This is a genomic window from Okeania sp. SIO2B3, from assembly GCF_010672525.1.
Classification (GTDB): domain Bacteria; phylum Cyanobacteriota; class Cyanobacteriia; order Cyanobacteriales; family Microcoleaceae; genus Okeania.
Window position 1 is genome coordinate 39,018 of sequence record NZ_JAAHGH010000005.1, and the last position, 21,303, is coordinate 60,320.

At 36.9% G+C, this 21,303-nt stretch carries 14 protein-coding genes; 9 read left to right on the forward strand and 5 right to left on the reverse strand.

Annotated elements, in window-relative coordinates; all coding sequences use genetic code 11:
- Positions 1 to 3 precede the first annotated feature (3 nt).
- Complete coding sequence (gene ilvB, locus F6K15_RS05965) at positions 4 to 1,842, reverse strand: biosynthetic-type acetolactate synthase large subunit (RefSeq protein ID WP_293058344.1); 1,839 nt, start codon at positions 1,840 to 1,842, stop codon at positions 4 to 6.
- A 280-nt stretch (positions 1,843 to 2,122) separates the two neighbouring features.
- Between ilvB and F6K15_RS05970 the strand changes: the two genes are divergently transcribed.
- The gene (locus tag F6K15_RS05970) at positions 2,123 to 2,461 is read left to right on the forward strand and encodes a P-II family nitrogen regulator (RefSeq protein ID WP_293058346.1); all 339 of its coding nucleotides are present in this window, start codon (positions 2,123 to 2,125) and stop codon (positions 2,459 to 2,461) included.
- A 294-nt stretch (positions 2,462 to 2,755) separates the two neighbouring features.
- Here F6K15_RS05970 and F6K15_RS05975 read toward each other — a convergent pair whose 3' ends face one another.
- Both F6K15_RS05975 and F6K15_RS05980 read right to left on the reverse strand, forming a co-directional pair.
- Positions 2,756 to 3,424 carry an NAD(P)H-dependent oxidoreductase gene (locus tag F6K15_RS05975; protein WP_293058349.1) on the reverse strand — a complete coding sequence of 223 codons (669 nt, stop codon included), beginning with the start codon at positions 3,422 to 3,424 and terminating at the stop codon, positions 2,756 to 2,758.
- Between the two features lie 105 nt (positions 3,425 to 3,529).
- On the reverse strand, positions 3,530 to 3,673 hold the full coding sequence (locus F6K15_RS05980; RefSeq protein WP_293058352.1) for a hypothetical protein: 144 nt from the start codon (positions 3,671 to 3,673) through the stop codon (positions 3,530 to 3,532).
- A gap of 182 nt (positions 3,674 to 3,855) precedes the next feature.
- On the opposite strand from F6K15_RS05980, the gene F6K15_RS05985 reads away from it, so the two are divergent.
- The 3 genes from F6K15_RS05985 to F6K15_RS05995 all read left to right on the forward strand — a co-directional run bounded on the left by F6K15_RS05985 (position 3,856) and on the right by F6K15_RS05995 (position 10,164).
- Positions 3,856 to 7,905 (forward strand): AAA-like domain-containing protein, encoded by a 4,050-nt coding sequence (locus F6K15_RS05985; protein ID WP_293058355.1) that lies wholly within the window; start codon positions 3,856 to 3,858, stop codon positions 7,903 to 7,905.
- Positions 7,906 to 8,354: 449 nt separating this feature from the next.
- On the forward strand, positions 8,355 to 8,933 hold the full coding sequence (locus F6K15_RS05990; RefSeq protein WP_293058358.1) for a thylakoid membrane photosystem I accumulation factor: 579 nt from the start codon (positions 8,355 to 8,357) through the stop codon (positions 8,931 to 8,933).
- Between the two features lie 340 nt (positions 8,934 to 9,273).
- Positions 9,274 to 10,164, forward strand: coding sequence for an alpha/beta fold hydrolase (locus F6K15_RS05995; protein ID WP_293059390.1), 891 nt, complete (start codon positions 9,274 to 9,276; stop codon positions 10,162 to 10,164).
- 424 nt (positions 10,165 to 10,588) lie between these two features.
- On the opposite strand, the gene F6K15_RS06000 is transcribed toward F6K15_RS05995, so the two are convergent.
- Entirely contained in the window at positions 10,589 to 11,458 is an 870-nt protein-coding gene (locus F6K15_RS06000; RefSeq protein ID WP_293058361.1) for a three-Cys-motif partner protein TcmP, read from the reverse strand.
- Between the two features lie 151 nt (positions 11,459 to 11,609).
- On the opposite strand from F6K15_RS06000, the gene F6K15_RS06005 reads away from it, so the two are divergent.
- The 4 genes from F6K15_RS06005 to F6K15_RS06020 all read left to right on the forward strand — a co-directional run bounded on the left by F6K15_RS06005 (position 11,610) and on the right by F6K15_RS06020 (position 19,531).
- Positions 11,610 to 13,568 carry an LAGLIDADG family homing endonuclease gene (locus F6K15_RS06005; RefSeq protein ID WP_293058364.1) on the forward strand — a complete coding sequence of 653 codons (1,959 nt, stop codon included), beginning with the start codon at positions 11,610 to 11,612 and terminating at the stop codon, positions 13,566 to 13,568.
- Between the two features lie 144 nt (positions 13,569 to 13,712).
- Positions 13,713 to 16,430, forward strand: coding sequence for an SBBP repeat-containing protein (locus F6K15_RS06010; RefSeq protein ID WP_293058366.1), 2,718 nt, complete (start codon positions 13,713 to 13,715; stop codon positions 16,428 to 16,430).
- Between the two features lie 422 nt (positions 16,431 to 16,852).
- Positions 16,853 to 19,153 carry a 5-histidylcysteine sulfoxide synthase gene (ovoA, locus tag F6K15_RS06015; RefSeq protein WP_293058368.1) on the forward strand — a complete coding sequence of 767 codons (2,301 nt, stop codon included), beginning with the start codon at positions 16,853 to 16,855 and terminating at the stop codon, positions 19,151 to 19,153.
- A gap of 141 nt (positions 19,154 to 19,294) precedes the next feature.
- A complete protein-coding gene (locus tag F6K15_RS06020; protein ID WP_293058370.1) occupies positions 19,295 to 19,531 on the forward strand; it encodes a hypothetical protein in 237 nt (78 codons plus the stop codon).
- A gap of 348 nt (positions 19,532 to 19,879) precedes the next feature.
- Here the strand turns inward: F6K15_RS06020 and F6K15_RS06025 are convergent, their stop codons facing one another.
- A complete protein-coding gene (locus F6K15_RS06025) occupies positions 19,880 to 20,548 on the reverse strand; it encodes a hypothetical protein (RefSeq protein WP_293058372.1) in 669 nt (222 codons plus the stop codon).
- Positions 20,549 to 20,753: 205 nt separating this feature from the next.
- Between F6K15_RS06025 and F6K15_RS06030 the strand changes: the two genes are divergently transcribed.
- Positions 20,754 to 21,248: an organic hydroperoxide resistance protein gene (locus tag F6K15_RS06030; protein WP_293058374.1), complete on the forward strand. Its 495-nt coding sequence runs from the start codon at positions 20,754 to 20,756 to the stop codon at positions 21,246 to 21,248.
- The last annotated feature ends 55 nt before the right edge of the window (positions 21,249 to 21,303 follow it).

The following is a 21,303-nucleotide window of genomic DNA, read 5'->3' on the forward strand; positions in this document are numbered from 1 at the left end:
CAATTACAATTTAGTGCCACATTCAGAACAGAAATTATGAGTAACACTATTTTGTGCCCCACAATTACTACAAGTAATAAACTCCACAGCTTGTTCAAGTTGCTTACGAATAGGTAAACCAACCATTTGAGCATTACTCTTACCAGGGGCTACCATCGGATAACAATTCTCATCCTTAGTCACACGAACATCCATCAACACAGGTCCATCGTGAGTCAACATTTGAGCGATCGCCTCTTTGAGCTGGTCCCGACTAGAAATCATCATACCTTTAACTCCATAAGCCTGAGCCAACATCACAAAATCAGGCATTCCCATCTCCATGTTAGAAGAAGAGTAGCGCTCGCCAAAAAATGCCTGTTGCCATTGACGCACCATACCTTGCCAGCCATTATTAATAATCACAGTTTTAACATTAATGTCATACTGTGCCAGAGTCCCCAACTCCTGAATATTCATTTGAATACTTGCATCACCAGCAATACAAATCACTTCCCGGTTTGGCAGTGCCACCTTTGCCCCCATCGCAGCAGGCATCCCATAACCCATAGTCCCCAAACCTGCACTAGAGATCCATTGCCGAGGTCCATTTTTCAGAAATTGAGCTGCCCACATTTGATGCTGACCAACATCAGTTGTATAGTAAGCATCTGGAGCAATTTTACCGATTTCGTCAATTACCTCTTGTGGTGAAATACTATCTGAATATTGGGGGGCCACTAAAGGATAATCTTGTTTCCAGCGATTAATCTTTTCTAACCAAGGTTGAGTTTGATGAGGATTAACTAAATCTCCTATCTCTCGGCAATGACGTAGCAAGTCAATCAAAACTTGGCGTACATCTCCAACAATTGGAACATCAGGAATTCTGTTTTTACCTACTTCTGCCGGGTCAATATCAATATGAATTACTTTTGCATGACAAGCAAATTCGTCTAACTTTCCAGTTACTCGGTCATCAAAACGAGAACCAACAGCAATTAATAAGTCGCACTCACTCACCGCAAAATTAGCATAAGCAGTACCATGCATTCCCAGCATTCCTACTGATAGGGGATGATGTTCATTAAAAGCACCTTTACCCATCAAAGTAGTAGTTGCAGGAATATTAAAATGTTCTGCTAATTCTTGAATTTCTGCATGAGCATCTGCGGAAATTGCACCACCACCTATATATAATAAAGGACGGCGTGCCTCTAGCATCAAATTTATAGCTTGGTTAATTTGCCGAGGGTTGCCTTTGACCGTCGGACGGTATCCAGGTAGTTTGATGGAACCAGGTTCCACTGGTTCATAGTCAAATTCTTCCAAACCTACATCTTTGGGTATGTCAATCAAGACTGGACCAGGACGACCTGTACTGGCAATATGAAATGCCTCAGCAATAATTCCGGCCATATCCCTTGGGTCTCGGACAACATAAGAATGTTTAACAATTGGTAGAGTAATGCCATAAATGTCTGTTTCTTGGAAGGCATCAGTACCAATCATTTTTCGGCCTACTTGGCCTGTAATTACTACCATGGGAATTGAGTCCATTTGAGCAGTAGCTATGCCTGTTACGAGATTTGTAGCTCCGGGACCTGATGTAGCAAAGCATACACCTACTTTACCAGTGGCACGGGCGTATCCATCAGCGGCATGAGCTGCTCCTTGTTCATGTCTGACTAAAATGTGCTTTAGGTCTCCTGCAGCTTCTGAACGGTAAAGTTCATCATAGATTGGTAATATCGCACCCCCTGGATAGCCAAATATGTGTTTGACTCCATGACGCTTAAGACTATCCATTAGTGCAAAAGCACCCGTTGCTCGTTTTAGGGTAACTTTAGTCTGTAATTGCACAGGTAATTCCTCTCTAGATACTATTATGTATAGTTAAAAGTATAATTTTAATCAAAAATGAGATGTAATAGAAAGTCTTTTTTTACATAATTTACACAAAACTTTAAGATTCTTTATTAGAGTCATTTTTTCGGTATTTTTAAGATTTTAGAAGCCTACTCAAAAAACTGCTGAGTAAATGTATTTTTCTTAACAAATAAGGCCCACTTGGCGACGATCTTAAAAGATGTCATCCTGATAAACGAGTAAACTCAAAAATTAAGTGTAAGGAGTGAATAACTTGAAAAAAGTAGAAGCTATTATTCGGCCTTTTAAGCTAGACCAGGTGAAAATTGCTCTCGTTAATGCTGGTATCGTGGGTATGACTGTTTCTGAGGTCAGAGGATTTGGGCGTCAGAAGGGTCAAACTGAAAGGTATCGTGGTTCTGAGTATACGGTTGAGTTTTTGCAGAAACTCAAGGTTGAAATTGTAGTTGAAGATGACCAGGTGGATATGGTTGTTGACAAAATTATTGCTGCCTCCCGTACTGGTGAGATCGGTGATGGTAAGATTTTCATTACTCCAGTAGATAGAATTGTGAGGATTAGGACTGGGGAAAGTAATATAGAAGCAATCTAGTTTTAGAGATAGGTTTTGCCATGTTAGGTGATAGGTAGTTATAAGTTACTTTGAGACTTCTGGCAAAGAAAAATTTATGATTTTTGTGTTGTCATTTATTTGATTTTAAATTTGCTTAAGAGGTCTAATAATGGAAGTGTCAAAACTTTTTTATACCTAAAAACCTATCCCTATCTCTATCTCTAAAAATATTTATTTGAGTTATATCCGTAGGTTTAATTGAGAGAACGTAACTTAAACAAATGTAGTTTTTTTTGTTGAGTTTTACTGCCGTTTAATTCTACCTACGGTATATTAATAAATACCAATATCAATGGCAGATTCTTTACTTATTTCTTTCAAACGCGCAGCATAATTTTCCAATATTTTCACTCTCTGTTCATTAGTCATCCGAACAGGTGCATATACAATTTCCGGTGCCAATACATCAAAACCAACAAACTGCAACATTCCTCTATGAATAGGCCGTAAAATTCCATTAATATCGCCGTTGAAACCACCCTTAATATAAATATCTTCAGCACCACCTGTCGTCAATGACAATAATGCTCGTTTTCCTCGAAAAGCTCCTGTTTCATATATTAGACCACCGCCATAGACCCGCCCCATAGCAAATACACGGTCAACCCACCCTTTGAAAACTGCGGGTAAACCAAACCACCACAACGGAAATTGCCAAATCATTAGGTCACACCACTCAATTTTCTCTATTTCTAAGTTGATATCTTCGGAAAAACTATTCATTTCTGTGGCATATTTTTCTTCAAGTTGCAGTTTGAGATAATTTGGATCTTTGACAGTTTTGAAATTTTGTCTGCTGGAAACAGGATTGAAATTCATTTCATGTAAGTCTGAAGTTTTTACTTCATTTCCTGCATCTACTAGAGCTTCGCAAGCTTGACGAAACATCGCACCGTTAAAACTTTGGGGTTCGGGATGCCAATACACAATTAATACTTTCATTTTTTGGTTTTTCTATCCTGAGAATATTGTGAAAATGATTAACTTTTTAGTTAATTTACAGTAACATTAATACTTTTAGTAACCAGCCAGATATAGTAATTTGTATCAAATGTCTCTGTTTGCTTCTAACTTTTCTATTAAGCGATCGCTACTGTTGCCTCTTGCTTGTTGCGTGTTCCCTGCTACATAACTAGATTTTTTGGATCGAGCTACAGGATAAAAGCTAAGAAAGTATAAATATTTCTTCAAAACATATCATAAGCATAATTTACTAAAGATCAACCTGAGAAAAATTAATTCTGCAAATGTCTATCTCTATAAGTATTCATTTTTCAAAAGAAAATAAAAAATAAAAAGTGTAGCTTTGAGTTAATTGGGATTGGAAGCTTATATTTGATACAGTTGCTAGAGTGAGGATAGTCAAGATAAATATGAAAGTACAGAAGAATCAAGGATATAGCTATCAAGTAGGTAACTATTTAGCATTAGATCATCCCACTTATGTTAGGCGCTTGGCAGATAAAGAGCTATTTAATGCTTTGAAGAAAGGTGAATATTGTTATGTATTAAGTTCTCCACAAACGGGAAAATCAAGTTTACAAATTAGAACAATACAACTGTTGCAAGCAGAAAATATTATCTGTATTGCTTTAGATATGACTAGAGTTAATAATAAACTTTTGACTCTAGAAGAATGGTATGAGCAAATAATTTTGACTTTAGAGAAGACTTTTTTATTTCCTCGGCATTTCCCGGAATTATGGTGGGAGGAAATGGCAGATTTACCTGCGGATGAAAGATTATTTATTTTTATTGAAGAGGTGTTGCTAGTTAATACTCAAAATGAGAAAATAGTAATTTTTATAGATGAAGTTAATGATGATAGTGTTGTTAATTCGGGCTTTAGTAGTTTAGGGGTATTAATTGATTATTGTCTTGAGGAAAGAACAAATAATCCAAAATTTAAACGCTTAACTTTTGCTTTATTAGGAACAACTATACCTGATAATTTAGTAGATAGGTGTAGATTTATTGAACTTAATAGTTTTGAAAAAAAAGAAGTAGCTCATTTAGCACAGCCATTTAAAGGCATAATCAAACAGCCACTACAAGTTATAGAAAAAATCTTATATTGGTCAGGCGGACAACCATTTTTAACGCAAAAACTGTGTCAAATAGCGATTGATTATTTGGGAGAAAGAAAAGGAGAAGAAGATTATAATGATATAGCTTTAGTTGAAGATTTAGTTGGAATTTGTGTTATAGAAAACTGGGATTCACAAGACTATCCAATTCATTTAAATAAAATACAAAATCTTTTGCTGAAGAATATACAGAAATCTACAAGTCATTTAGAAATATATCAACAACTATTAAAACATGGTAGATTAAGACCGCCTGGTCAAGATAATCAAAAATTTAAAAATGATGCGATCGCTAATAATAAATGGGAAATTAAAGAGTTATTGAGGTCTGGTGTAGCGAAAATAAATAATGGTTTTTTAGAGGTATACAGTCCGATATATGCAGAAATTTTTAATCAAGAATGGGTACAACAATATTTACCAACAGTAACTAATTTTGCTCCTCAAACTAATCCTCAAATATTAGAATTAAATGACCAGGAAAAAATATCTCTAATGGTATCTGATTTCTCTAATACTGAAGTCACAGAAACTAATCCAATAAATAGTAATGGTTTGATTAAGCCACAACAGAAACAAAAGGAGATACCAGTACAAAAAAATCAGAATCACATTGAGGAAGGAAGAAGGAAGAAGGAAGAAGGAAGGAAGAAAAAGTTGTTGGGGTTTGAGTCCCTATCTAATTATCAACACCCTATAGACGGCGGGGTATTAAACCCAAAAGAAAAAGATAATAAAAATAATAATTCCAATGAAATTCAGGTTCAGCAACAACATGAATTAGGGGAAATAACAGCACAGAAAAATCAGAATAATCCCAATAATATTCCACTTCAGTTACAACAGAAACAACAAGAGATACCAGCACAGAAAAATCAGAATAATCTCAATAATATTCCGCTTCAATTACAACAGAAACAACAGGAGATACCAGCACAGAAAAATCAGAATAATCTCAATAATATTCCGCTTCAATTACAACAGAAACAACAGGAGATACCAGTACAAAAAAATCAGAATAAAGTTCAGAAAAAACAGGTAGTTCGGAAAAAAGTCAAAAAATCTTCAAATCAGCAGAATAAACTGAAATTAGGAGTGGCGGGTTTAGTTATAGTATCAATAACAGCAATGACAGTAGTTGCTTGGGCAACTAAACTTTTTCAAGATACACAAAATCAACTTCAAAGAACAGAATATCAGCTAGAAAAAGCACAGTATGAACTTCAAGAAGCACAAGAAGGTACAAAACTAGAACACAAAGGAATTAGTGCTTTAAGAAAATTTGAAATTGCAGAAATAGAAGCATTACTATCAGCAATGCAAGCTGGAAAAGAACTAAAAGAATTAGTTCGAGGCGATCGCCCACTTCAATATTATCCAGCTACAAGTCCCATATTTGCCCTGCAACAAATCCTCAATAATATTCACGAGAAAAATCAAATTCCCAACATCAAAAAAATTACCATGAGTCCTGATGGCCAACTACTCGCCACAGTTAACAATGATGGTACAGCCAAAATCCTCAAATTCTCAGGTCAGTCTGTAGCTCAATTAAGAGGACATCAGGGCAAAGTTTCTCACATTAAATTTTCACCAGAAGGAAATATTTTAGCTACAGCAGGAGATGATAGTACAGTTAGAATCTGGGATTTTCTGGGTAAGCAACAAGTAGAACTAAAAGGCCATGAAGGTCAAATTTGGCAAATTACTTTCAGTCCTGATGGTAAATATATAGCTACTGCTGGAGAAGATGGCACTGCAAGAATTTGGGATATATCAGGCAAAAAAATAGCTACTCTCAAAAAACATCAAGGTCGAATTTTAGATATCACATTTAGCCCTGATGGTAGATATATAGCTACTGCTGGATGGGATGGGACTGCGAGAATTTGGAATCGAGCCGGGAGACAGTTGGCTAGACTCAGAGGACATCAAGGTAGCGTCGAAAAAGTAATATTTAGTCCAGATGGTCAACGTTTAGCCACTGCTGGATGGGATGGCACAATTAGGGTCTGGCGAGGTAGCTCCGGTAAACTGCTAACCAAACTTAAGGGAGGTGAAGGCGGGGTCTGGAATGTTAGCTTTAGTCCGGATGGCAAAAGTTTGGCTACAGCAGGAGAGGATGGAACAGCCTTGATATGGGATACTTCAGGTCAAGTATTATCAAAACTTCCTGGACATCAAGGAATTGTCACCAGTGTTAGTTTTAGTCCAGATGGCGAACGTTTAGCTACAGCGGGTAGTGACGGTAGTGTGAAAATTTGGAACAATAATGGTAATTTGTTAACCAATCTCAGAGGACATCAAGGCAGGGTTTGGGAAGTTAACTTTAGCGCTGATGGACAACGACTATTAACTTTAGGAGAAGATGGCACGGGTAGAACTTGGGAACTAGAAGATAATCACGAGGCAACACTCAAGGGAAACTCCGATATTTTTGGGTCAGTAAGTTTTAGTTCTAATAGTCAGAAATTGGCAACAGCGGCAGTTGATGGTACTGCCCGTATTTGGGATATTTCGGGAAAACCTTTAGCTAAATTCAATGGATATCTGGGAATGTTTGGCGATATGAGTTTTAGTCCAGATGGTCAACGTCTAGCTACTGCGGGAGATAGTGGTCAGGGGAGAATTTGGAAGATTTCAGGAGAAGAGTTGATAGAGCTAAAAGGTAAAAAGGGGAGAGCAAAGCAAATTGGTTTTAGTCCAGATGGACAACGTTTAGCCACGGTGGGAGAAGATGGTGTTGCCCGTATCTGGAATAATTCTGGTCAACAGTTGGCTGAGTTAAAAGGGCATAATGGTCGTGTGTTGGATGTGGTTTTTAGTCCAGACGGACAATATATTGGTACTGCTGGAGAGGATGGTATTGCCAAAATCTGGGATAGTTCTTTTCAGCTTGTGTCAGAATTGAAAATTCTTTCGAGTTGGGTCGAGAGTATGGCTTTTAGTCCATCTGGAAAGTATATAGTGACGGGAGATAGCAATGGGGTAGTCAAAATTTGGGATTTTTCGGGCAATCAAATTGCGGATCTGAAGGGCAACATAAGTAGTGTGAATAATTTGACTTTTAGTGCTGATGGGGAGCAGGTGGCTAGTATGGGCAAAGATGGAATGGTAAGAATTTGGGATATTACTGGACGTCAATTAGCTCAATTTGAAAATGCTAAGGCTTTAAGTTTGGATGGTAAATATGTGGCAACTTTGGTGGATAATAATTTACAGTTGTGGCGCGTGAAAGGATTAAATGATTTGTTGAAAGGTTCTTGTGATTGGCTTCAAGATTATTTTATTACTCATCCCAAGGTGAAGGAAGATTTAGAAATTTGCGATATGTAATTAGGAGGGAAGAAGGAAGAAGGAAGAAGGAAGAAGAAAAATATTGTGTTGTCTGAATTTTAAGCTTTTAATCTATCCTAACCTTTCCTTCGACTGCTATACAATATGACCTATTACTCACCACATTATTAATTAATTAAACAGAACTTACGCACAGACTCTACTTATTGGGGAGGGCGAATACCATTCGCCCCTACAGATGATAGGCGTAGGTTGGGTTGAGGAACCGAAACCCAACAGTAAGGTTTTGTTGGGTTTATCCTACGGATAAGCTACGCTAACACTGCCGTACCGCTACTTGGTGTGCAAGCTACAACCCAACTTACATTTTTAGGTGTGTCAGTCCAGTAGGGTGTTCTAGCGGTAGTGTAACTGAGCGAAATTCTATATATATTGTCAGTGCGTAAGTCTTGATTAATTGAACTTAAAATCTACAACCTTTTTAAATTATGCTAAATCCAATACAACAGTTTTCATGGCAAAAAATTCTCTCTACTTTATTGAGTTTTTTATTAGCAATATTCTTATTACTACTAATAGCTACTCCCACTGCTTTAGCAAGTCTAAATGATGATAGATTTGATGGTAATATTTTTGCCCTTTATGCGGGTAATGGTTCTCTTGTTCCTGCTAGAGTAACATTAAACGAATCTCTCAAAAGTTCTAAACCTGCTCTATTAGTCTTTTTTCTAGATGATAGTAAAGATTGTAAACAATTTTCTACTGTAGTTTCTCAACTTCAAGCATTCTATGGTCGTGCTGCTAGTTTTATTCCTGTTAATGTGGATGCTATTATTACTCCTGTTACTGATGATTCTACAAAATCAGCTTATTATTATGAAGGATTTGTACCTCAAACTGTTTTAATTGACCAAGAAGGAAAAGTTGTTTTAAATGCTAAAGGTCAAGTTGCATTTGAAAAAGTAGATGATGCTTTTCGAGAAGTTTTTGATTTATTACCTCGCTCTGAGTCTGTTGAACTTAAACGTAGAATGGTTAATGAGGTAAATGTTGAGTTGAGTAATTAGATAAGCATTTCCTACGGACTGCTGCGCAAACAGCGGTCAGCGGTCAGCTATCAGCTCTATTAATTAATTGCCTTTAATGTATTTTCCTCATTATATAAGGGCGAATGCCATTTCCTAACGGAATGCTCCGCAAACGCCCCTACATATGGCGTTTTCAAAGTCAATTTGTGTAAGTCCTGATTTAATTGTTAATATCTTTAGCTCATATACACTATATCCTTATCCTTGTGTTTGCTAATATTTAACCTCCTTTAAGGGGATAAAAATAAAAATTTTCCTTTTAGTTAATCCTCTCCTTTAAAAGAAGAGGTAATTATTAATTATTAATTATTCAATGCCAATGTATCCTGATTTTTTACCAAAATTAACTGAAAGTCTAACGGAATCTACATCTATTTCTTTTGCTCAAAATATTCAGTATCAGTCAATTTATACTCCTCTAATTTCTCAAGCAATTAATACAAGTTTTGTCTCTCAAGGCAAAGATAATACCCCGATTTTATTACTGCATGGTTTTGATAGTTCTATTTTTGAATTTCGTCGCCTTTTACCATTACTTGCTGCTCAAAATCAAACTTTTGCTGTTGATTTATTGGGGTTTGGTTTTACAGATAGATTGCCGAATTTAAAAATTAATCCAAAAGCGATCGCTACTCATCTTTATTATTTTTGGAAAAGTTGGATTAATCAACCTGTTATTTTAATAGGTGCTTCTATGGGTGGTGCTGCTGCTATTGATTTTACTCTTACTTATCCAGAAGTTGTGAAAAAATTGGTACTAATTGATAGTGCTGGAATGCAAAATAATCCGATTATTAGTAAGTTTATTTTTCCCCCACTTGACTATTTCGCCACAGAATTTTTGCGTCGCCCCCAGGTACGAGCAAGTATTAGTCGTAGTGCTTATTTTGATAAAAGTTTTGCAACTTTAGATGCTAATATTTGTGCCAGATTACATCTAGAAATGCCTGGTTGGAATCAAGCTTTAATTTCCTTTACTAAAAGTGGAGGCTATGGTAATTTCAAACAAAAATTGCCTTCTTTGCAACAACAAACATTAATCTTGTGGGGAGAAAATGACCGGATTTTAGGTACTGGTGATGCTGGTAAATTGGAGGGAGCGATCGCTAATTCTCAACTTATTTGGATTCCTAATTGTGGTCATGTTCCTCACTTGGAAAAATCTCAAGTTACTGCTAATTATATTCTTGATTTTATTAGAGAAAATTAATAATAGATTTTTTAAATAATTATTCTTGATTAGCTATTACTTTTTATCAAAATTGATTCACAGTTTTCAGCAAGATTTGGTTCAGCTTCAATACAACCAATAAAGTCAAGTTGACTAAATTTTTCCAGATGGTTTTCAGAAGTATTCAAGAGTTGTTGATAGTAATACTCTAGAGCAGATAGTAAAATTTCATCTGTGCTTTGTTTAGTTTTTTCCTGGATAAAGGCAAGTTTTTGCGCCTGTTATGGAGTGATTAGAGTAGCAATTTTCATTTTTTATTAGAAGGGAGTTATGTGATTTATATTGCCCTTATTAAGGGTTTAAAGTTGAACATTATGCCAATTTTAGATATTTTCAAATTTCAAATCTTCCTGACTTGAATAACCTATTTTTTTATAATTCTATTATTTTCATAGGTTCTAACTTATTTGCCCAGTATATCTTGTGCAATCTTAATTGCTGTTTTTGCTCCTTTCTTATTTGCTGCTGCAAAGCAAAGTAAGAATAGAGGACTGTTGCATGAGTTGTATAGTAAAAGAGGATTTTCTGTCACACCTTCAAAAATAGTTTTTAGTCTGTCAATGAAGTATTGCCCAATTGATTTGCCATCTACTGTTTTTTCTGTAAAAGAATAGAATCCAAATAAATTTTGCTCTCCTCTTACTTGGTAAAAAGTCTCATACCAATCTGTTGTTCCAAATATTTCATTTAGTTTATTCCGATTTACTTCTTCTATATTTCCATCCTTTTTAAGTAATCTATTAACTCCCATAATAGGAAACAAATACCACAAATCAATTGCTTTAGTTTGGGCAATTAATTCAACAGTATTCCATTTAACATCCATGCCAAAAGGGTCTAAAAAAAGTACCGCTCTATGGTACTTCCAATCTTTCAAACATAAATCTTTCAAATATTTATTGGCTTCTTCATTAACAATAACAATGTCATTATTAAATTCTGGGAAATCTATTCTGAGTTGATTTAGCTCAGAAGCTTTACTTTCATTTTTTTCAATAAAAATATACTTATTAAACCTTGGTTTTACTTGTAGTGCTATTCGTGCAGAACCATCTAAAAATTTTTGTACTGCTATGTCTGAAAATTCTGGAAACAGTAATGTATCTTTATCTTCTGTTTCTTTAATCTCTCGATATCCTGTACCAGCAAAAGCATCTATATAGGCATAGTAAAAATTATATTTATTCATAATCGTAGCATAAGCACCTAAATATTTCCGTACTCGATTTAACTTATCTTCTGTCCAATTTCCGCCAAATACTTGCTTTGCCATTATTTGTATCCTTTATTAATAATTACTTATCAAAATATTATCTTTGAAATTCAAATCAACATACTAATAAATATGCTATATTTATTATATTATTTCCCCATAAAAATCCTAAAAAAAATAATACTTTTTATCAAAAATCAAGATATCTATAATGTCTATTATTAAAGGCTCAGAAAAAATTGTTAATCCCCTTCAAGAAAGTGCCCTCAAAAAGAAAGGTTTATGTGATTATGTAATTAATATAGCATCTGGTTGTTTTCATGGATGCACCTTTTGCCTTGCCCCAGAAACCCTGATTCTTTATTCGGATCTTGTCTGGCGAAAACTAGAAAACGCCAGGGTAGGAGACGAACTTCTAGGGTTTGATGAAAATGTGACTAGTCATGTTTATCGCTTTTTCCGCAAAACTACTATAGAAGCAATTCAATGGAGTAAAAAACCAGCATACAAAATTGTGACTGAAGTCGGAGAAGTAATTTCCACAGCAAATCATGGGTGGCTAAATTATCGTGGCAAGTGGTTGCCTACATCTGAATTAACAAGCTCTTCAGAAAACAGAAAAGATGGGTTTTCTACACTCAAAAGTATTGGACTTGCTAATTATTTTTTACCTTCAACTGATTATAAACTTGGCTATATTGTAGGGATGACAGAAGGAGATGGAACCTTGAGATTCAATCCATCTGAGCTTTACAAAGGAGATTACACTCCATACTGGAGAGTTGCTCTTTGCGATATTGAACCCCTAGAAAGATTAGTTGAATACCTTTTAGAGTTTGAGATATCTGTTGATATTCGCCCTTATTACCAAGGTAATGAGAAACATCGAGTCGTTCAAAAAGTAGAAACTCGCTCTCAAAGTCAATGCAGAAAGTTGTTTTTTTTAATAAATAAACTCTTGGATACTACTGAGTATCACAGAGGTTTTGTAGCAGGTTTTTTTGATGCGGAAGGTTCCTTTAATGGTTCCCTTCGATTTTCTCAAAAAACACTACCTGTACTCCACCAAGTGCAAAAATATGCTGAGTCTTTTGGCTTTACATTCAAGATAGAAAAATACAAAAATAGCTGTTTTAATCTTCGACTCATTGGCGGTTTTACAGAGGTGATTAGATTTTTTTCGATTTTTTGTCCAGCGATAATCAGAAAATCAGATAAAATAATCGGAGGAGCTTTAAAAGGTATGAAATCTGCCAAAGTTATCGACAAAATTCCTCTTGGTATAGTTGATGTTATAGATATCCAAACTTCAACCCATACATTTTTCGCTAACGGACTAGCTACCCATAACTGTTATGTACCTTCTACTCCAGCAATTAGAACAAAGCAAAAGGAATTACAAGAAAAGGGTATTAGTAATCCTCAGATGGATTGGGGAAAATATTTATTAGTTCGAGAAAATATACCTCAGCAATTAGAAGAAAAATTAAATCGTAAGAAAAAATGGCGCGAAACACCAGAAGGTAAAGGAGTCGTTTTATTATGTTCTGGAACCGACCCATATCAAAATTATCAAACAGCAAAAATTACTCGTCAAACTGTCGAAATATTATCTAAAAATGAGAAAAGAGTAAGAATTTTAACTCGTAGTCCTTTATGGATAAATGATTTAGATATTCTTAATAAACCTAATATTACAGTTGGTATGAGTTTACCATTTTTAAATGATGAACTTAGTCTCAAAATTGAACCACAAGCACCCCCGCCTTCTAAACGTTATGAAGCTCTACAAAAAGGTCATCAAGTAGGATGTAGATTGTATGTAGCTATGGCTCCCACTCCTCCTATAATGACATTAGATGATTTTAAAATAAATTTAGAACAAATTATGAAAATTGAGCCAGAAGTAATATTTTGGGAACCTATTAATGCTCGTGGAAGTAATGGTAAACGTATGATAGCGGCAGGTTTAGAATTTGCTCGTTCAATTATGACTAAAAAATCGTGGGCAGAAAATTTTATTAAGCAGTGGGAAGAGATGGAAGAAGCAGCTAAAAGTATTGGATGTTTAGATAAGCTTCATATTTGGCCAGACCCAGAATTAAAAGGTTATGTAGCAGCAGAAAAATTAAATCATTGGTTATATATGCCGACCATAGAAAAATGGTAGTAGAAAGCATTTAGTTCTACAATAAATAAACGCTAAAATCACATAAAAAAATAGCTGTTTAATAAGTTTTAGTCTAAATTTACTTTTTACAAACTTGGAAAAATTACAAGTTACTGCTCTTCTTGATTTTATTAGAGAAAATTAATGATAAATCTATCAGACAATCAATTAGTGGATTTCCCTTTAACTAATCTGCCTGAATTTGACATAAATAATAATCAAAATATTGCTTCTAGTTCAGAAATTTTACCCCCAGAATTAGAAGTACAAAAACTTGAAACTCCGCCAACTGATTTATCCATAAATAATGACCCCCTAACAAACATTAGTTTTATCGAAAATGCAGGACAAGTTAATAATACTGAGGTTGAGTATTTAGCAAAAGCAAATAACTATGATTTATTATTTGCCCCAGATGAAATTATCTTTGCTGCCGCTCAAAATATAGAAGGTAAAACTACCTCTGATGTAGTGAAATTAAATTTCCAAAATGCTAACCCTAACCCCAATATAAATCCCCTAAATCAACTGCCAGGAGTTGCCAACTTTTTCCAAGGTAATAACTCTGATAATTCTTATAATTCATATACAAATATTCCGACTTATGCCGCGATTGAATATGAAAATTTATATCCTGGTATTGACCTAATATATAGTAGTATCGACGGCAACCTAAAAAGTGATTTTATTATTTCTCCCAACATCGACACTTCTCAAATTATTCTTAACTATAGTGGAATAGAAGAAATTAATATTCTTGCTGACGGTACTTTATCTATAGATACTAAATTAGGAGAATTAACTGAAGCACCCCCAATTGCTTATCAAGAAATAAATGGTCAGCAAATTGAAGTCGAAGTCGCCTATGAACTCCTCGAAAATAATCAAGTAGGATTCGACATTGGAGAATATAATCCAAACTATGAATTAATTATCGACCCCACCGTAGAATATTCCACATTAATAGGAGGAAATGGTTTTGACCGTGGCAATGGTATTGCTGTAGATGTTGCTGGAAATGTTTATATAACAGGAGATACTACTTCCATTGATTTTCCCACAATAAATGCAATTCAATCAGACTTTAATGGTGGGGGAGTAGTCTTTAATAATGATGCTTTTGTGACTAAACTCGACCAAAATGGAACTGTTCTTTGGTCTACTTATTTTGGAGGAAGTAATGATGAATTTGGTACAGATATTGCCGTAGATATTGCTGGCGGAGTTTACGTTACAGGCAATACTAATTCTCTAGATTTCCTAACAGTTAATGCCTTCCAAACTACTTATGGTGGAGGAAGTTTTAACGGCGATGCTTTTGTGACAAAACTTTCTAGTTTAGGCAATAGCGTACAATATTCTACTTACCTTGGCGGTCGAGACGAAGATATTAGTAGAGGTATTGCCGTAGATAATAATGGCAATGCTTTTGTAACAGGAAGTACAGGTGGTTTTTCCCCATTTCCCGCAGAACCAATTCCTGGTTTTGCCGACTTTCCTACTACAGAAGATGCCTTTCAAACCGAAACTACTAATAATTTGAATCGCGATGCTTTTGTAACTAAATTATCCAGAAATGGCAAAACATTAGAATATTCTACTTTATTAGGTGGCATAGATTTTGATTCAGCAATTGATATTGAAGTTGATAATAATAGTAATGCTTATATAACAGGTTCAACTAGGTCTTTTGACTTCCCCCTTGAGAACCCACTGCAAAATTTTTATGGGGGAGATAGCGATATTTTTATTACTAAATTAAATCCCGAAGGTAGCGACTTACTTTTCTCAACTTTTTATGGTCGGGGTGATGGTGATTCTGGTAGTGGTATTGCCATAGATTTAGCTGAAAATATTTATGTTTCTGGTACAACAGGAACTCGTATTCTTGAGGGAGATATTGCTACTTCTCCTGTGGGAGACTTTCCTGCTTTGAGTGGATTTCAAAATTTCTTTGGAGGTGGTAGTAGTGATGCTATTGTTATGAAAATTAATCGGGATAATAGTTTAGGATATGCGAGTTTTTTAGGTGGAAATAGTAGTGAATTTGCTAATGATATTGCTGTAGATAATTTGGGTAATGCTTATGTAACAGGTAACACTGCTTCTGTGAATTTTCCAATTATTAATGAGTTTCAAGAAGGGGTTGGTTTGGGATTACCGGATGATGTTTTTGTTAGTAAAGTTGCTAGTAGTGGATTATTTTTAGATTTTTCTGCAACTATTGGTGGTGTGGGAAATGAATCTGGAAATGGTATTGCTATAGACCCTGCTCAGAATACTTATGTAGTTGGTTTTTCTGATTCTATAAATTTTCCGGTTATTGATGCTTTAAATAATTTTGGTTTAGAATCTAATGCTTTTGTGGCTAAGATTATTTCAGATGTTACGCCACCTGAAATTTTCCAGAATTTTATTCAGTATTTGACGGAACAACAAATTAATCCAATAGAGATATATTTTGATGAAGAATTTTATTTAGAAAATAACGTTGATGTAGCTAGGTTTGTGCAAAATGGTTTGTTTACAAACGGTTTAGACCACTTTATTAATCAAGGTCAATTTCAAGGGCGCAACCCCAGTCTTTTATTTGATGAAACTACTTATTTAATTGAAAATCCAGGAGTGGCAGAAGCAGTAGATAATAATGTGTTTAATAGTGGATTCGATCATTTTATTAATGTTGGTTTTTTTGAAGGACGTGATGAAAATACAACTGCATTTGATGAACGATTTTATTTAGCATCTAATCCTGTTGTAGCTTTAGCAGTAGAAAATGGTGTTTTTAACAGTGGGTTTGAACATTTTATATTGTTTGGTAAAGCTGAAGGGCGATCGGGAAATTCTCTAGGTAATAGGTAATATCCTATCCGCTTAATCAAGTTCTTAGGTAGTAGATGTTCATTAATTGATAATTGATAATGGATAATTGATAATTACCTCTGGTTAAAACCGAGAGGATTAAATATAAAGAAATATTATTTCTTCTCTTGGTCGATTGGATATGGTTAGGAAACCCATCCATCCCTCGACCGCTTTTTTACCCTTAAAAGGGGAGGCTTTAAACCAGAATTATTTAATTATTAATAATTAATAATTCGGTAAGTCTTATTGTAAATGTAAATTCAAGAGGGAACACTTGATAAAAGTATAAATTGGGAATGTTTCTTCCACTGTTTCTGAAAATATACATTTTTGGCAAAGTTATAATTTGTATGACCGATTAATTTGAGCCAAAAAACAGGTCAACTTTACCGAAATTAGGACAAAAGGATAAAAGCCAATTGACATTAACACGTAATCCAAATTTAGATCTAACAACACTCTTATCACTCGACCAGAAAGAGGAGAAAAACCCCGTAGATCCCCTGATTGGGCAGCGTCCAGATTGGTGGTGGACTGGGCTGCGACCTACAGAAGTCCTGTATGCAATGCCAATTCCAAATCTAGCCACCTGCACGCGCCGTGAGGTTCTCGACTACTTCGATAACGGTTGGCTGATGACCGAAGTTTTGTTGTCAGCGCTACAGGGAGAACAGGCATTCCTCGACCCACCCTACCACCAACTTCGTCATCCTCTCATCTTCTATCTATGCCATCCTGCAGTACTCTACATCAATAAGCTCCGGCTAGCTGGACTTATCGATGAGTCAATTAATCCATACTTCGAGCAATTGTTTGAAACTGGCGTTGACGAGATGTCCTGGGACGATATATCCAAGAATGAAATGGATTGGCCGTCAGTCCGTGAAGTCGTCGATTACAGACGCAGCACCTACAAGATTGTCCGAGAATTGATTGAAACCCTACCTGCCTTGGAAGACGGTCATCCACCGATCACGATGGATAATCCCACATGGGCACTATTCTTAGGATTTGAACACGAACGCATACACATCGAAACCTCCAGTGTCCTGTTGCGAGAGTTACCCCTGTCGGTTTTGCGTCAGCCTGAAGCATGGCAAAATCTGCACCCTTCCGCATTTGCAGAGAGTCAGACCGTTGAGAACGAGTTAATCGCCGTTTCCAGCAAGACTGTCACCTTGGGTAAGCCTTGGGAAGAACCCTGCTTTGGTTGGGACAACGAGTATGGTTCACGGCAGATAAGGGTTCGGAGTTTTCAAGCCAGTCAACACTTAGTCACAAATCGTGAATTTTACGAGTTTGTTGTTGCAGGCGGATACCAGGAACCGAAATATTGGACAGAAGAAGGTTGGACTTGGAAGCAAAATCGCAATACTAAATGGCCGACTTTCTGGGTGGCTGATGGACCAGCAGGACTGCATCAGTATCAACTGCGGACGATATTTGAGGTGGTAGAGATGCCTTGGTCTTGGCCTGCCGCTGTCAACTGGTATGAGGCGAAAGCCTACTGTGCCTGGAAGACCGAGCAGGATAATAGCCCCGTCCCTTACAGACTCATAACCGAAGCCGAACATCATTGCTTGCGCGGGGGCAACCAGCCAGTTAATTTGAATTTAACTTGGGGTTCGGAAATCCCAGTGAATGCTTTAGCGCCTAACAAAACTGGATTTTACGATGTCTTCGGCAATGTTTGGCAGTGGTGTGAGGATGATTTCAATCCCTTGGAAGGGTTCCGCGTCCATCGGCTCTATGATGACTTTAGTACCCCTTGCTTCGACGGTGAACATAAGATGATTCTCGGCGGTTCTTTCATAAGTACTGGTGATGAAGCGACCCAGTGGGCAAGGTTTCACTTTCGACCTCACTTCTTCCAGCACGCAGGATTCAGGCTAGTTCGAGCCGATGATGGCGACCCAACCTGCGATGCAGTACTAATTCGTCACAAAAGCAATTGGGTTAAAGCTTATGAAGGTGAGAAAATTCTGGCAGAAAACCTGATGCTGCATTATGAGTCGGCTGATGAAGCAATGCCCTACAACTTCGGCCCCAAGGATGCCGTGGGATTTCCTCAAAGCATTGCCAAATTAACCTTGGAGACAGCCGATCACCTGGGAATAAAGAAGGATCGAGCAATAGATGTTGGCTGCTCCGTTGGCGGCTCAACCTTCGAGCTAGCCAGGGGATTCCAGTCAGTGTTAGGAATCGACCTCAGTGCTACCTTTATTGATGCTGCCAAGACCCTACATCGCGAAGGCAGACTAGCTTATAGTCGCCCCGATGAAGGGGAAAACACGAGCCAAGCGGAAGTTTGCTTGCCAGAAGACCCGGATCGTAGTCGGGTGACCTTCCGCCGTGGGGATGCTTGTGCCTTGCCCCCTGAACTGGTTGGGTTTGATGTGGTATTGGCTGCTAATCTTATTTGCCGTCTACCCAGTCCTAGAGCATTTCTTGGTCGGTTGTGCGGTGCGCGTGGGCTAGTACGACCGGGTGGATTACTGGTGCTAGCAACACCGTTTACTTGGGATGAGCGTTTCACACCACGGGATGCTTGGTTGGGTGGCCATGATGGCGAGGATTCCTTTACTGTATTGCAAGCAGAACTAAAGGGAGATTTTGAATTGCTCGAAACACAGGATATGCCCTTCCTAATTCGGGAACACGCTCGTAAGTTCCAATATGTGGTTACTTTGGTCAGTTTGTGGAAACGGTGTAGGAACTAAATATATATTATTCAGGACTTACGCAACGGCACTAATTATATTGGTCATATCAGCAATTATGACCAAATCATGCACTATATGTAGCAGTACTGCGTAAGTCCTGATAGTATATTTTGGCAAAATCCAGAGATTCCTGAAACTATGGAAGAGATACCCATCAATCATTTTCTTGATGATATTTTCACAGGTGTTTATGTCACAGAAAAACAAAGGGAGATGATTAGAAATTTGTTAAATGTTGACGGTAACGGTTATGTATCTTGGCAAGAGTTTGTCTTTCGTTTGAAATGGGCAATACAACAGAAGGGTCTACTTTACTACCCAACACCGGAAGCATTAATTTTGGGAACTTTTGAATTCATCTTAAAGCAATTTTAATAGGGATTATGTGATATCAAATCCGTTTAAACAGTTATAGATCGGTAGTCTTTAGGAATCATGAGTCAGGAGGAGAGGGAATCACTTTAGATTTAGTAGTTATGACGATTGGATATTTTTTTATGCCCAATCAAGTGGGTATGATATCACTTTTTCACAAGATCGGCAAGTTTTGTCAGTTGTATTATCAGTTAAGTGCCGATCCTTTTAATTGATATTCTAGCAGTAGAAGCAAAGGGCGCGGACATATCAAAAGCTGAAAACTCAGACAACGCCAGATTTTTCCTTGCTCCTTCTGCTATACATTAGCCATTATTAATTTGCCAATAATTCAATTTTTTTAGACTTTTAATTACGGTTGGGATAGTATTTAAATCTAATGTTTCTTCTAATATTTCTAGGCCGATTTTCAAAGTAGTGACAATTGCCATAATAGTCACAATTTCTGTTATAAGAATCATAATCCCGGTCATACCTGTCACGTCTTCGCCCATAATCATAGTCCCGGTCGTATCTGTCACGTTTTCGCCCATAATCATAGTCCCGGTCGTATCTGCCACGTCTTCGACCATAATCATAGTCCCGGTCGTATCTGTCGCGTCTTCGCCGATAATCATAATCTCGGTCATATCTGTCGCCTCTTTTTCGTTCTCGATAATTTTCTAAAGTATTCCATTTGCGGTCAAGTCTGCGGTCTAGATCGTCGTGAGCTTCTTTAATAATTCTTTCTTTTTCTGCTTTAGGAAGACTTCGGTTATGAGGTTTATCCATCTCATGTTTAATCCTCTGATCGATTCTTTCATGGAATTCATGCCTTTTTCTTTGTCGGTACTCATCTTCCTTTTGACGCGCTCGAATGCGATATTTATCTTTGCGATCGGCTAATATAATTTGATTTTCCTCTAAGCTTTTTTGTTCAGTTTTGATGTTAGTCAAATTATTTAAGGCCATTGCTGGATAGGTACAACTAAGGCCAAAATATAAGGGAATAATAGCGAGCAAAAATTTGTTATTCATAATCAAAACAATGGGATTGCACATTCTGGAATGATACTGCAAAAAATTGGTTTATACTTTGACTAAAAAAACCGAATATTAATCATTCTGCTGATTACTGAATTATAACAAAGCTTTCAGGAGATGTAGCCTGATTTTACACGAACCCGTGCCCCGACTCGTAGTATTATGCTACTTGAAGCATTGTTTGGAAAAGCGAGGAATTATGAACCCTGATACAGAGAAACTGATGCAGCAATTAGAACAGCCATACGAAGGGGCTGAAATGAAGTCTTTGTATACGGCTGTGGTCACTGTAACACCGGGACAAGAAGAACACGCCCGGATTTCAGGTCATGCGGAAAGTGAGGATGGATTATTAGCCTTAGAACTGGCGATGCCTCAAGAGCTTGGTGGTCGGGGTCAAGGAACTAATCCAGAACAACTGTTTGCTGCTGGATACGCTGCCTGTTTTCATGGGGCACTGGCTTTGGTTGCCAGAAAGATGCGGGTCGATGCGTCTAAGACAACGGTGACATGTGCCGTCACTCTTGGCAGAGATCCAGCAGATGGTGGATATAAGCTTGCTGCTGAGTTAAAAGTGGAAATGCCCAACTCAGAGCGTGAAACATCCGAGCAGGTCGTTGCTCAAGCCCATCAACTCTGTCCGTACTCAAAAGCGATTGCTGGTAATATTGACGTGAAAGTGGTGGTAGTTTAATTCTTGAGTTTTGAAGGTACTTTAACTGCTGTAGGTCTTGCTGCTAATGAGGCAT

Excerpts from the sequence above, each read along its gene's own strand:
- F6K15_RS06025 (WP_293058372.1), bottom strand. The coding sequence starts at position 20,548 with ATGAATAACAAATTTTTGCTCGCTATTATTCCCTTATATTTTGGCCTT.
- F6K15_RS06020 (WP_293058370.1), top strand. The coding sequence starts at position 19,295 with ATGGAAGAGATACCCATCAATCATTTTCTTGATGATATTTTCACAGGT.
- F6K15_RS06030 (WP_293058374.1), top strand. The coding sequence starts at position 20,754 with ATGAACCCTGATACAGAGAAACTGATGCAGCAATTAGAACAGCCATAC.
- F6K15_RS06005 (WP_293058364.1), top strand. The coding sequence starts at position 11,610 with ATGTCTATTATTAAAGGCTCAGAAAAAATTGTTAATCCCCTTCAAGAA.
- F6K15_RS06000 (WP_293058361.1), bottom strand. The coding sequence starts at position 11,458 with ATGGCAAAGCAAGTATTTGGCGGAAATTGGACAGAAGATAAGTTAAAT.
- F6K15_RS06010 (WP_293058366.1), top strand. The coding sequence starts at position 13,713 with ATGATAAATCTATCAGACAATCAATTAGTGGATTTCCCTTTAACTAAT.
- F6K15_RS05995 (WP_293059390.1), top strand. The coding sequence starts at position 9,274 with ATGTATCCTGATTTTTTACCAAAATTAACTGAAAGTCTAACGGAATCT.
- F6K15_RS05975 (WP_293058349.1), bottom strand. The coding sequence starts at position 3,424 with ATGAAAGTATTAATTGTGTATTGGCATCCCGAACCCCAAAGTTTTAAC.
- F6K15_RS05990 (WP_293058358.1), top strand. The coding sequence starts at position 8,355 with ATGCTAAATCCAATACAACAGTTTTCATGGCAAAAAATTCTCTCTACT.
- F6K15_RS05985 (WP_293058355.1), top strand. The coding sequence starts at position 3,856 with ATGAAAGTACAGAAGAATCAAGGATATAGCTATCAAGTAGGTAACTAT.